The sequence below is a fragment of the Bacillus sp. XT-2 genome, from assembly GCF_025696525.1.
Lineage (GTDB): Bacteria > Bacillota > Bacilli > Bacillales > Bacillaceae > Bacillus > Bacillus halotolerans.
Genome location: NZ_JAHVOC010000006.1, coordinates 93,651 through 105,299, shown reverse-complemented (window position 1 = coordinate 105,299; position 11,649 = coordinate 93,651). Strand labels below are relative to the sequence as shown.

The window sequence follows — 11,649 nt, the reverse complement described above, 5'->3', positions numbered from 1 at the left end:
CCCCTGATCTTGAGGTCAGGGGGTTTTTTATACCTATATCGGACAACACACTCAAGCAAGACGCGAGCGGCGCCGAAGGAGGTGAACATCTATTTTTAGGCGATCGCTTTTAACGCGTGGATAAAATCGCCGCCATTTCATCAATCACATAACGCAGTTCGCCCTTCGTATTATAAAAGTGAGGAGCGAGACGGATGACATTGTCCCGCGGAGCGCAAATCACGTTTTTCTTCTTTAGTAACGCCGCCGTTTCAGATGCCCGTTCATCCCGAATGGAAACCATGCCCGGCTGCTGTACCGATGGCGCCCCCGCAAGCTCCAGCCCTTTTTCAGCTGCATATTGAAACGCATCGGCACTCACTGCTTTTATATGATCGCGGATACGGGACATTCCGATATGATTCAGCAGCGATAAAGCCGCAGCCGCTGCATACACGCTTATAAAAGCAGGGGTTCCTGTTTGAAAACGCCTCGCGCCTTCTGCATAAGACGACGCCCCAAACCCGTTTTCCCGCCCGAACCAAGCAGATGCTTTGGGCTTCAGCTCGTTCGCCAGCTCTTTTCTCACATAAAGAAACGCCATGCCCGGTATGCCGAGCATATACTTTCTGGTGCCTGCCGCCAGCATATCTATGCCCCATTCTTTCACATCAATAGGAATATGCCCGGCAGATTGATATGCATCTACAAATACCATCGATCCCTTTCTCTTGGCGATGGCAGCGATGGCTTTTATATCCTGAATGCAGCCGTCACGATAATGAACGTGCGGAACACAGGTCAGCACCGTCTCTTCCGTGATATACCTTTCATATTGTTCGAGCGGCAGCTCATTGCCTATTGAAGGGATCACAGATACATTATAATCAGATTGTGCCTGCCAAATATGAGACACCGCCGGAAAATCCATCTCCGTGTATACAACATGTTTCTTTTTAACAGCAGACAAGGATGATGCCACGGAAATCAGCGCATCAGAAACTGACGGCACAATCGCAATCTCATCTGGCTCAGCCCCTATCAGCCTCGCAAACTCGTTTCTGGCGCGCTCTGTCTTGTCAATCGCTTCATTCCAGTTCGCCCCCCTATGCAGCAAGCTGTCATGATAATCTTGTATCGCCTTTGACACCGGCTCTGCCAACGCGCTCTGTGAGCAGCTGGCAAGCATGATGCGGCTCTGCACGGTTGGGAACAGATGTCGGTACTGCTGCGGCAAATGTTCCATTCTGATTCACTCCTTTTTATTATTTTGATGAAAAATCCAGAAATAAACAATAGAATAATAGAAAAGGAGATGGTAACCATGAGAAAAAAAGTGCTTTTCACAGGTTTTGATCCTTTTGATCAGGAAACTGTCAATCCATCGTGGGAAGCGGTGAAACAGCTGAATGGCTTTGAAACGGATCAGGTGATCATCGCTTCGGAACAAATTCCAACTGTGTTCAGAACCGCTCTCGACACTTTGCGGCAATCGATTCATAAGCATCAGCCGGACATCGTGATCTGCGTCGGGCAAGCCGGAGGCCGGATGCAGGTGACACCGGAACGGGTCGCGATCAATCTTGCAGACGCGCGTATCCCGGATAATGAGGGAAACCAGCCGATTGATGAGGAGATTTCTCCCGGCGGGCCTGCCGCTTACTGGACAGGGCTTCCGATTAAGCGCATCACATCTCAAATGAAGGAAAACGGCATTCCGGCGGCTGTTTCCTTTACGGCCGGCACATTTGTATGCAACTATCTGTTCTACGGGTTAATGGATCACATTCACCGTACGTCTCCGCACATTCACGGCGGGTTTATCCACATTCCGTACATTCCGGAACAAACAATCGACAAAACAGCGCCGAGCCTCAGCCTCGACATGATCGTCAAAGCATTGAGGATCGCCGCTGTTACGGCCGCACAATATGATCAGGATACGAAGTCACACGGCGGCGCGCTGCACTAAGCGGCGGCCGCTTCACTGGTCAGTCTCTTTTTGTATACAAACGCTGATAGTGTGACACTCACTTCGAACAGGACAAGCAGCGGAATCATCACGAGAAAATCAGAAATAAAGTCTGGCGGGGTAATCAATATGGACACCACGATCAGCAGAAAATAGGACAGCTTTCTCGCTTTGGCCAGCCGGTATGGATTTAAGATGCCTAACCTTGTCAAAAACATCACCACAAGGGGCATTTCAAACAGAAAACCGAACGGCAGGCTCAAATTCACCATAAACCTGAAATAGCGGTCAGCGGTGAACATCGTTTCAAAATGGCCGGCAGACAAATGTGTCAAAAAGCCGAGAACGATCGGAAACAACACAAAATATCCGAACGAGATGCCGGCCAAAAACAGGGCGAATAATCCCGGTATGTACATCAGTGTCACGTTGCGCTCCGTTTTTGTCAGCGCCGGCGCTACAAAACGCCAAAGCTGATAGGCGGCAACGGGGATGGAAGCGGCAATCGCACAAATGCCGGCAAGCATCATATATACCCAGAGAATTTCACTCGGTCCGAGAACAGCTAATTTTCCGTCAAAATCTCTGATCAGCCAATCATAAATGTCCTCCACAAACAAAAAAGCCGTAATTAAAAACAGAAGAAAAGCCGCAAGTGTGAAGATGATCCGACGGCGAAGCTCTTCTAAATGTCCGATCAGATGAGTTTCTTTTTTATCCATTCAAAAAAGCCCTCCCTTTCATGAGAAAAAGAGGCAGACCATGCGTCTGCCTCATCAGCACTCAGCCTGCGTTTTTGTCCTGCTTGACCGCTGACAGCTCAGCTGATTTTTCTTCTTTTTCATCACCAGACACAAGTGATTTTGTGGCGCTTTTGAATTCCAGCAGAGTCCGACCGGCGGCTCGCCCGATTTCCGGAAGCTTTGAAGGGCCAAAAATAATGAGGGCGATGACAAAGATCAGAATCAAGCCTGGTATTCCAATGTTTGAAAACATTATGTTTCACTCCTTAATGCGTAATTTTTGCCCGTTTTTTGATCATTTGTTTTTCATGGGCTTTGTTGTGCTCAAAGAAACGATCCTCTTCGACTTCATTGGATTGTTTCACTCCGCCTTGAACCATTGTCGAGGATACCTTTCTCAATCCGGTTTGGTCTTTTTGATAAACGAATGAAGCCCGTGTGGAAATGGCTGCTCCCGGCTCTGTCACAAATGGCATTACCCGATAATCAGCTTTCCACTGATGAGGCGTTACTGTACAGCGGACATATCCGCGGTAATCGTTAAAGAACTTAATATGTGGATTTTCCTTTAAAATTTGATCGGTATCCGCCCGCTTATCCGCTCCGTTTCCTCCGGATGTGATGGAGGTGCCGACAAATTCAGCCCCGAAAATTTTTGAGCTTGTTTTATTAAAATCGACATGCAGATTCGATGCCCAGCTTGCGTGTACATCTCCTGTCAGCACGACAACATTGTTTAAATTTTTGCTGTTAATGTAATTGACGACCCGTTCGCGCTGAGCCGGATAACCGTCCCATGAATCCATGCTGTAGATCGGGCTTGAGCTTGTCCCGAAATTCCACTTCGCAAAGAAGATTTGCTGTGCCAGCACATTCCAATATGCAGTCGAGCTGCTCAAATTGTTAAAAAGCCACTGCTCCTGTTCTTTTCCTAACAAAGTCCGATTCGGATTGAGCGATTCATCAGAAGGCGGCTTATTGCCGTCGTTATTGGCTTGGTCATCTCTGTACTGGCGTGTATCCAGTACATTAAATGATGCCAGATTTCCATACGTAAAGTGGCGGTACAGCTGCATATCCGGGCCATTCGGCAGAGAGGAGATGCGGAGCGGCATATGCTCATAATAAGCCTGATACGCCGCCGCACGGCGCAATACAAACGCGTCAACCGACTGCCCTTTTTCAGGGATTTTATTGGCATAGTTATTTTCAACTTCATGGTCATCCCACGTGACAACCCAAGGAAACGCCGCATGCGCCGCTTTTAAATTAGCGTCTGAACGGTATTGGGCATGGCGGTTTCGATAGTCCTGCAGCGTAATGATTTCTGCGCTGTTGTGCGTGCGGACATTGCCCGTTTTCGATACATATTCATTCGGCCCGTACTCATATATGTAATCACCGAGATGGAAGACAAGATCAAGCTTTTCCTTCGCCATATGCTTGTAGGCTGTATAATAGCCATGCTCATATTGCTGGCAGGAAGCGAAGGCAAAGGTCATTTTCGGCACATTGGCACCTGGGGCGGGCAGTGTTTTTGTTTTTCCGACAGGACTTAGCTCATGTCCGGTTTTGAATCGGTAATAGTACACTTTGCTCGGCTCAAGCCCGTCCGCTTCCACGTGGACAGAATGGGCGAGGCTCGGTTTGGCCATTTCTGTGCCCTTTCTTACGATCTTGCGGAAGTGCTCATCCTTTGCCACTTCCCATTTGACAGGCACAGCCTGGTTCGGCATCCCCCCGCCGTTCAGCGGATCTGGCGCCAAACGCGTCCAGAGCACGACGCTGTCAGAAAGCGGATCTCCTGAAGCGACGCCGAGCGTAAACGGATAACTAGAGAACTTAGGCGCAGCATTTACTTCAAATGCTCCGACTGACTGAGCAATGGTTAACCCAAGAGAAAGCCCCGCAATTTTTCCAGCCCCCTGAATAAATTTGCGGCGGTCAAACGTATTATTCTGAAAGCTTTCGTCTTTCAATTTCTGTACCCATTCGTCAAAACGACTGTCATTTGCCATTCCAGATCCCCTCTCTTCTCATTGATCGCTTTCATTATAGGAAACCATTGTTAATTAGCTGTGAAGAAGTGTGAAGGGATTGTAAGCACTGAACATGGGAAACAGGACTTCATTCACAGCCCTTTCGCCGAAACATGCCGACAGCTGGCAAAACGGCGTGTTTTCTGCATATCCTGTCGTTTGCAAGCCGCCCTTTTTACCCATTTTTCTTCACATGATCTTAAAAAAACAAAAACACCGAGCGATTTTGCAAAATCACTCAGTGTTCGGAAAAGCTGTCTGTTATTTAGAAAACAATCTGCTGAAAAAGCCCTTCTTTTCCGGTTTTGCAGCTTCAGGCTCTTGTTCTATTAAAATTCCTTTTTCCTTCACTTCTTGCAGCCAAAATGGAAATTCAGTAAGCAACGCATCATAAAGCTCATCATCAGAGATGCGTTCAATGTCTTCGATATGCAGGAAGTTTGCGTTATCAACAACACGCCCTTCTAGCGTATCCAGTTTATTAAGAAAATCGAAGTTGCCGTTTCCGATGCCGACAAACTGCCAAAACACCGGTTTATCAGAGGCAGCTTCAATAATAGGTTTGATGGATTTTTTACACCCTCCATCATTAATAAAAACGATAAAAGCGGGATATGAACTCGGTTCTTCCACAACATATTTATGTAACACATCTTTTATGACCGGCGGCTCATCATTTCTCCCGAATTTATGCAAGAGTTCATTATTCAAAATTTCGCGATCAACATAGCCTGAAAAATCGATTTCATTGACTGGCTTTAACCGGGAGAATTCATTATCATAAACCCATACATCAAGCAGGCCGTTATCATCAAACTGATCAGCCACAGCCAAAATCCGCTCCACCACTTTTTGAACCGTTCCGTTTTTATACAGCGTTCTCATTGAACCGGTAATATCCAGCACCAGCCCGACACGAGCCGTCACCTTGGTTAACTGCTTTTTCTCCAGTACGATTTTTACGCTCTTCTTTTGCAGGTCAATTGTCGCCATTTTGTCATCTCCTGTAGTTCTTTTATCCGATTATCTCACAGAAATATTTACCATTGGTATAACTTTTTAAAGAAAAAACACCGTTCAGATGTGAACGGCGTCTCCCCTTAAAATGTGTTATATACATTTTCACATGTTTCGCCCGTCGGCTGATAAAAACAATGTGATTTGAATCTGGCTACAAACGGCTGGTTATACCAGGTCGGCGGGCAGTTTCCTCCCGGCTTGAAATACCACAAGCTGAATTTTGCCGGCCAGAACCTCTCCCCGTTTATCGTCCGGCGTGCCAAGGCCCGCTCGCTTTCCCGCGGTCTTTGATAAAAGTATCCATGGGTCACCGCTTCAAACGCATGCGGCTGAAAAATCATCTGCCTGATGGTGCGGAGGCCTTTAAAATCAGAGCAATTGGCCCTCAGCCGATTAATCCCAACATTTCCGACAAGCAGCATCCCCTGCTTTCCTTCACCTTCCGCTTCCGCTCTGAGCAGCCGTGCCATCAAGTTGACATCAGCGCTTGTTGCTCTCACAACCGCCATCACGTCACCTCCCCTTTTTCTCCTTTCATCATATTGCAATACCCAAAGAGTGATGACGGAGGGACAGGAGAAGTTTTAAAATTTATTCTCCCGGTACTGTCACAAACCATAAAGATCGGTAATTGCAGAAGAAAAATGGACATCTGGCCGTCAAGGAAATCTCCGGTAAAATCCCGGATTCCACGGGCATGGCAGATGCAGATTCACCCCCCTGTTTCATAACAGTTCTTCAGCCTTTTTCCACCTGTAGCCGAAAACGCTTTGTAAAGAACACAAAGTAATGTTTAACTTTCCGTATTTGAGGAATCATACATAACAAATCAGATAAAAGAAGGAGGAACCTTATCATGACACATGTGAAAGCGCTCGCGATTAAAGGTATTATGACGATTATTGTTTTGTATTTGGTGCTGGGTCTTGGCTTTGGTTTCACGTTTGGTGATACGCTGCTGATGACGGTTGTGTTAGGGGTCATTTCTTATTTGCTTGGAGACCTTTATGTATTGCCCCGATGGAACAATATGATCGCCACTTTGGCTGATTTCGGTTTGGCATTTCTCGTGATTTGGCTGATGGGCATGCCGCTTTCTATGGGAATGACTGGCGGAGAAATTGCGCTGGCGGCTCTATTTGGAGCAATCGCCATGGCCATCGGTGAATATTGCTTCCATTTCTATATGATGAGCAAAGAAATTGGCAAAAAGCATTATCTTGAAACAAGAACAGATTCATAATCAAAAGGCCGGTGCTGACAGCATCGGCCTTCTATCATAAAGCATCTTCCCGGTCTATGTTTCGGACAGACCAAATCGCTATCAAGATGCCGATCGCACCTAAAGAAAGCGGAATGTAGATAATCGTTGCCAGCGATAACTCGGGGCTTTGCTGGCTGATCAGTATCGTCAATATAACCGATGAAATGATAGCAGCCGGAACAGAGCGTTTCCTCATCCCAAAATATAAAGGAATAAAACTCAAGCACGCAGCCGAAGCGGCATATATCGCCATACTGCCGACCTCTTGCCCGATAGTCTGGACTGATAACATCGCAGGTGTAAGTTGATAATATTGATTGATTTGCGCAAAGATGAATGAAAGCGCAATTTCAGACACCATAATGGTGATAAACGTCAGTCCGCCTGTAATCAGCAGCTTGGCAGCAATCAGTTTTTTCCGGCTGATGGGATATGTAAACATGACGGTAATCGTTTTATTTTTGTACTCGCTAATAATCAATTTGGCAATCAGCACACTGGCGAAAACAACAAATACAGATCTTACAAACGTTCCAAGCAAAAATAGCGTGGATGCCGCATCAGTCATCACCTCCGGCTGCGGGAGTTTTTTTTCTTCTGATGCGATCAAGCATATAAATCCGAGAATACATAGATTTGCAATAACGGCGCCTCTGTAATACCAGCCTAATTTCATTTTTTTTAATTCAAGTTTCATTAAATTCAACATGTTGTTTCAACTCCGTATTTAAGCATCTTGCCGGTCTGCTTTCCTGACTGCCATGTATGAAAAAAACAAACCGACAGCAGCTAGAGATAATGGAATATATACAATGGAAGAAATGGACAGGCCCGGGCTTGTTGAACTCATCAGCATGACGATCACGACAGATGAAATGATGGTTGCCGAGACAGAGTGCTTACGCATCCCAAAAAAGATGGGAACTAAACTGGTGCCAGCGGCGCCAAAAGCGAAAACCGCCATTTTTACCGAATGCTGAGAAATGACATCGGCGCTCAATTCTCCCGGAATGACATGGTAGATCGAATTCAGCATATAGAAAGCGGCTGCTACGAACGCATTTGAGACTAAAATAGTGATAAACGTCAGCCCGCCTGAGATGCTAAGCTTAGCAGCAAGCAGTTTTTTCCGGCTGATCGGGTACGTAAACATCACTTGAATCGTTTTGTTTTTATATTCCGATATGACTAATTTGGCGATCAGTACAGCGCCAAAAACGATAAACACCGCTCTGACAAAAGTGCCAATGACGAGAAATGCATCATCCATGCTTTGGAACGATTCAGTGCCCTCCGCTTTTTCTATGTAACTGACCAACCACATAAAGCCAAGGATAATCAGGTTAGCAATGATAACTCCTCTCACATACCATCCCATCTTCATTTTCCTTAATTCGATTCTGATCAAATTCAGCAACGGTCTCGCCTCCTCTACGCACTGATGTGATTGCCGTTGATCAAGCTGATGAAGTAGTCCTCCAGTGAAGTATACTTTTTATTCATTGATTCAATGTCTACATCATTTAAAATAAGCGCTTTTGATATGGCACCCTGTGATCGTTGAGCATCATAAATCCGAATGGTTTTATCATTTAAGATTTTAAAGTTGGCAATGTGAAGTTCTTTCTCAAGCACAAAGCAGGCTTTTGTCTGATTCGATGTAACGAGTTCGATGTATTCTGTGTTTTGTCCCCTTACATCTTCCATCGACACCTCTTCCAGCAGCCTGCCGTCACGAATGACGCCGATTGTGTCCGCAATTTGTTCGATTTCACTCAGCATATGGCTGGAGATCAGCAGTGTCATTCCATACTCTTTGCTTAATACTTGAAATAAGTTTCTGATCTTTTTAATGCCGACAGGATCAAGGCCGTTTACCGGCTCATCCAATATAAGCAGATCAGGTTTGGTGAGGATGGCGCGCGCTATGCCGAGGCGCTGCTTCATTCCAAGCGAAAATGTTTTGACGGGTTTCTTGTCGATCTGTTTTAAATTCACCATATCGAGCACTTCTTGAATGGCTTTTTTATTGTGGTATCCCATGTATGCACAATGCAGCTCTAAATTTTCGATAGCCGTCAGATTTTCATAGAAAATTGGATATTCAATCATGCTGCCGATCTTGCCAAGCACCTCATATGACGTATGAGTGAGATTGTTTCCGAGGATATTGATTTCACCGCTTGTCGGTTTTACAAGACTTGTCAGCATTTTCATGATGGTTGTTTTCCCTGCTCCGTTCGGGCCGAGAAAGCCGTAAATTTCACCTTTTTTGATATGCATGCTGACATCTGATACGACTTCTTTGCCTTGAAACGTTTTGGTCAGTCCGTTTGATTGTACGATGTAAGTCAACGTTGTTGCTCCTTTCCTCTTTTTCCTGTTTTCTATTGTAGCGGCGGGCCCTGTCATTTTTATTTCTTCATTCTTAAGAAATTCTTACGATTGTTAATAGGTCATTCGTTTTAATGTAATCGTAAACGCTGTCCGTTCATACGGCTTGCTTAGAAGAGAGATGGAGCCCCCCATTTTTTCCACAAGCCTTTTCGTGATCGTCAAACCGAGACCGCTCCCTTGGAATGCTTTGTTTCTTGATTCTTCAAGTGTGTACAGCCTCTCAAATACCCGCTGCTGGTCTGTTTCACTGATTCCTTTTCCGCGGTCCCATACGGAGATGGCAATGCTTGTCTCATCATAAGAAAGTGATAATCCGATAAACTTGCCAACCGCGCCATATTGAATCGCGTTGGATAATAAATTTTGCAGGATACGGTCCAGCGCCTCTTCATTTGCATGCGCGTATACCGGTGTATCCGGAATATCAATCTCCGCGTTAAAACCTTTTGCCTGAACGGCATCATAGTAATGCAGGATATTTCGTTTGCATACTTCGTTGATATGTATTTTTGTGATCGGGATTTGTTTGTCTTCAGATTCCAATTTGGCTAAATCAAAAAAAGAGTGGATCATTTGGATGAGTTCATTTGTTTTTTGGTGCAGCTTCTCAAGCAGTCTTTCCCGCTCGCTGTCCGGCATATCCCGGTCACTTTGGATGGCTTCGATATAACCGAGAATGACCGTCAGAGGTGTTTTGAGATCGTGTGACATATTGGTCAGCATCCGTCTCATGGATTGCTCTGTTTTTGCAAACCGGGCGTTGATATGCTGATGGTCCTCAGCGAGCAGATTGATGTTGACGAGCAGATTCCTGAGCGCACGGTCATCTGTATGAAGTAAAACCTGATCGGCCGATTCGTTGTCAAGCATGGCGCTAAGCTTTTCTGCCGTATACGTCAAATTCCTGTCCCGGTTCTTTTTCATCATATATTGAATGACATTCAGACACGCTAAAGCGATGATAGCGGCAATCGTTAATACTGCCATTCTAAAACTCTCCCCACTTATAGCCGATGCCCCATAATGTTTTGATATATTGAGGAGACGATGGATCATCTTCAATCTTTTCTCTCAGCCGTCTCATATGTACATTAATGATGTTTTGGTCGCCGAAGTACTCCTCATTCCATACGGAACGATAGATTTGTTCTTTCGTAAACACCTTTTTAGGATTTGCTGCAAATAGTATCAGCAGCTGCCATTCGGTTGACGTCAGCTGAAGCGGTTCGCCGTTTTTCAGAACGGATACATTGTCTATATCGATCGTAAGCTGGTGAACACGAATCACCTGATGTTCAGCCGGTTCACTCGACGAATATTGCGTCGCCCTCCGTATCGCTGCTTTGACTCTGGCTGTCAGTTCAATCATCGAAAACGGTTTGGCGATATAATCATCCGCCCCGAATCCCAGCCCCAGTGCTTTATCAACATCTCCGTCTTTTGCTGAAATCATTAAAACAGGAACCTTGCTTTTTTCCCGAATGATTTTTAAAACATCCATCCCATTCAGCTCCGGAAGCATAATATCAAGCAGAATGAGGTCGTACGCCTGCTCTTGAAACCTCCGAATGCCCTCTTCACCGTCGAAAGCATGCACGATTTCAAAGCCTTCTTTTGTTAAATAATGGACCACCATTTCACTGATGGAATGGTCATCCTCCACAAGCAATATGCGCTGCATCCTCTCACCTAACCTTTTTCATAGTCAAAAAAAACACACATGTCATTACGCTTATTGTAATTGAAAAACATGTGTGTTTTACAAAATTTATTCTTTTTTTCCTGTTTTCAGCTTTTACCTGCAGCCGCTCAGCTCAGCTTTTCTCCTTTACTTGTTCATATGTTTTTGGATAAAATCCAAAAGCGTATTTCCTTGAGCCGTCAGAATGACGCCCTTCCCGCTGCATGCCGGACAAGGTTTGCCTTCTATTTCTCCGGCTCTTTCACAATGCGGACAAGCAACCTCCAGATCATCAGTTGCGATCACCATTTGAATTCCTCCTTTCCCATTGATTAAACATGGACCACCAGCCTTCTTCCATTGGCCGTCACCTCCTTTAAGAAACACAAAAACCCCCGTCCTATCAAAGGACGAGGGTCTCGCGGTACCACCTTTATTAACAGCTAAAAAGCCATTCGCTCATCAGTACAGAAAACGTCAGTTTCGATACTCCTCTCTTGGTAACGGGGAGAGCATCCCGGCATTGCCTACTATCTATTCAGCAAAGCAATTCA

15 protein-coding genes, 1 pseudogene and 1 other annotated feature (1 of these 17 cut by a window edge) are annotated in these 11,649 nt (G+C 45.5%); of the genes and pseudogenes, 3 read left to right on the top strand and 13 right to left on the bottom strand.

Translation table 11 applies throughout. The features are described from left to right. Positions 1–109: 109 nt before the first annotated feature. Complete coding sequence (locus KXD37_RS16105) at positions 110–1,225, bottom strand: aminotransferase class V-fold PLP-dependent enzyme (RefSeq protein ID WP_263463656.1); 1,116 nt, start codon at positions 1,223–1,225, stop codon at positions 110–112. 78 nt (positions 1,226–1,303) lie between these two features. Between KXD37_RS16105 and pcp the strand changes: the two genes are divergently transcribed. Then, entirely contained in the window at positions 1,304–1,951 is a 648-nt protein-coding gene (pcp, locus tag KXD37_RS16100; protein ID WP_106021197.1) for a pyroglutamyl-peptidase I, read from the top strand. On the opposite strand, the gene tatC is transcribed toward pcp, so the two are convergent. From tatC to KXD37_RS16070, 6 genes are all read right to left on the bottom strand, one after another. Next, positions 1,948–2,673: a twin-arginine translocase subunit TatC gene (tatC, locus tag KXD37_RS16095; protein ID WP_024120100.1), complete on the bottom strand. Its 726-nt coding sequence runs from the start codon at positions 2,671–2,673 to the stop codon at positions 1,948–1,950. The two genes, pcp and tatC, sit on opposite strands and share 4 nt — an antisense overlap. A 61-nt stretch (positions 2,674–2,734) precedes the next feature. After that, entirely contained in the window at positions 2,735–2,947 is a 213-nt protein-coding gene (gene tatAD, locus KXD37_RS16090) for a sec-independent protein translocase protein TatAD (RefSeq protein ID WP_010332899.1), read from the bottom strand. A 13-nt stretch (positions 2,948–2,960) separates the two neighbouring features. Beyond that, positions 2,961–4,712, bottom strand: coding sequence for an alkaline phosphatase PhoD (gene phoD / locus KXD37_RS16085; RefSeq protein ID WP_106022462.1), 1,752 nt, complete (start codon positions 4,710–4,712; stop codon positions 2,961–2,963). A 54-nt stretch (positions 4,713–4,766) separates the two neighbouring features. Then, the gene (locus KXD37_RS16080) at positions 4,767–4,916 is read right to left on the bottom strand and encodes a hypothetical protein (RefSeq protein ID WP_049809871.1); all 150 of its coding nucleotides are present in this window, start codon (positions 4,914–4,916) and stop codon (positions 4,767–4,769) included. Between the two features lie 78 nt (positions 4,917–4,994). Continuing rightward, positions 4,995–5,726, bottom strand: coding sequence for a vWA domain-containing protein (locus KXD37_RS16075; RefSeq protein WP_101860208.1), 732 nt, complete (start codon positions 5,724–5,726; stop codon positions 4,995–4,997). Positions 5,727–5,833: 107 nt separating this feature from the next. After that, complete coding sequence (locus tag KXD37_RS16070) at positions 5,834–6,262, bottom strand: cell wall hydrolase (protein ID WP_024120097.1); 429 nt, start codon at positions 6,260–6,262, stop codon at positions 5,834–5,836. A 347-nt stretch (positions 6,263–6,609) separates the two neighbouring features. On the opposite strand from KXD37_RS16070, the gene KXD37_RS16065 reads away from it, so the two are divergent. Continuing rightward, complete coding sequence (locus KXD37_RS16065) at positions 6,610–6,996, top strand: YndM family protein (RefSeq protein WP_010332895.1); 387 nt, start codon at positions 6,610–6,612, stop codon at positions 6,994–6,996. Continuing rightward, positions 6,968–7,030: pseudogene (locus tag KXD37_RS16060) on the top strand (hypothetical protein); the annotation flags it as partial. The gene KXD37_RS16065 and the pseudogene KXD37_RS16060, both read left to right, overlap by 29 nt. Here the strand turns inward: KXD37_RS16060 and KXD37_RS16055 are convergent. The 6 genes from KXD37_RS16055 to KXD37_RS16030 all read right to left on the bottom strand — a co-directional run bounded on the left by KXD37_RS16055 (position 7,031) and on the right by KXD37_RS16030 (position 11,404). Beyond that, entirely contained in the window at positions 7,031–7,726 is a 696-nt protein-coding gene (locus tag KXD37_RS16055) for an ABC transporter permease (RefSeq protein WP_095714487.1), read from the bottom strand. Positions 7,727–7,744: 18 nt separating this feature from the next. Next, a complete protein-coding gene (locus KXD37_RS16050) occupies positions 7,745–8,431 on the bottom strand; it encodes an ABC transporter permease (protein ID WP_081638227.1) in 687 nt (228 codons plus the stop codon). Positions 8,432–8,448: 17 nt separating this feature from the next. Beyond that, positions 8,449–9,372 carry an ABC transporter ATP-binding protein gene (locus KXD37_RS16045; RefSeq protein ID WP_263463655.1) on the bottom strand — a complete coding sequence of 308 codons (924 nt, stop codon included), beginning with the start codon at positions 9,370–9,372 and terminating at the stop codon, positions 8,449–8,451. A 93-nt stretch (positions 9,373–9,465) separates the two neighbouring features. Beyond that, entirely contained in the window at positions 9,466–10,401 is a 936-nt protein-coding gene (locus tag KXD37_RS16040) for a HAMP domain-containing histidine kinase (RefSeq protein ID WP_263463654.1), read from the bottom strand. Position 10,402: 1 nt separating this feature from the next. Then, complete coding sequence (locus tag KXD37_RS16035; RefSeq protein ID WP_263463666.1) at positions 10,403–11,083, bottom strand: response regulator transcription factor; 681 nt, start codon at positions 11,081–11,083, stop codon at positions 10,403–10,405. Between the two features lie 159 nt (positions 11,084–11,242). Beyond that, positions 11,243–11,404 (bottom strand): tryptophan RNA-binding attenuator protein inhibitory protein, encoded by a 162-nt coding sequence (locus tag KXD37_RS16030; RefSeq protein ID WP_024120093.1) that lies wholly within the window; start codon positions 11,402–11,404, stop codon positions 11,243–11,245. A 94-nt stretch (positions 11,405–11,498) separates the two neighbouring features. After that, positions 11,499–11,649: a binding site (T-box leader), on the bottom strand; it runs 99 nt beyond the window's last position.

Bases quoted from the DNA above. Each gene is read 5' to 3' on its own strand.
- KXD37_RS16105 (WP_263463656.1), bottom strand. From the start codon at position 1,225: ATGGAACATTTGCCGCAGCAGTACCGACATCTGTTCCCAACCGTGCAG.
- pcp (WP_106021197.1), top strand. From the start codon at position 1,304: ATGAGAAAAAAAGTGCTTTTCACAGGTTTTGATCCTTTTGATCAGGAA.
- tatC (WP_024120100.1), bottom strand. From the start codon at position 2,673: ATGGATAAAAAAGAAACTCATCTGATCGGACATTTAGAAGAGCTTCGC.
- tatAD (WP_010332899.1), bottom strand. From the start codon at position 2,947: ATGTTTTCAAACATTGGAATACCAGGCTTGATTCTGATCTTTGTCATC.
- phoD (WP_106022462.1), bottom strand. From the start codon at position 4,712: ATGGCAAATGACAGTCGTTTTGACGAATGGGTACAGAAATTGAAAGAC.
- KXD37_RS16080 (WP_049809871.1), bottom strand. From the start codon at position 4,916: ATGGGTAAAAAGGGCGGCTTGCAAACGACAGGATATGCAGAAAACACG.
- KXD37_RS16075 (WP_101860208.1), bottom strand. From the start codon at position 5,726: ATGGCGACAATTGACCTGCAAAAGAAGAGCGTAAAAATCGTACTGGAG.
- KXD37_RS16070 (WP_024120097.1), bottom strand. From the start codon at position 6,262: ATGGCGGTTGTGAGAGCAACAAGCGCTGATGTCAACTTGATGGCACGG.
- KXD37_RS16065 (WP_010332895.1), top strand. From the start codon at position 6,610: ATGACACATGTGAAAGCGCTCGCGATTAAAGGTATTATGACGATTATT.
- KXD37_RS16055 (WP_095714487.1), bottom strand. From the start codon at position 7,726: ATGTTGAATTTAATGAAACTTGAATTAAAAAAAATGAAATTAGGCTGG.
- KXD37_RS16040 (WP_263463654.1), bottom strand. From the start codon at position 10,401: ATGGCAGTATTAACGATTGCCGCTATCATCGCTTTAGCGTGTCTGAAT.
- KXD37_RS16030 (WP_024120093.1), bottom strand. From the start codon at position 11,404: ATGGTGATCGCAACTGATGATCTGGAGGTTGCTTGTCCGCATTGTGAA.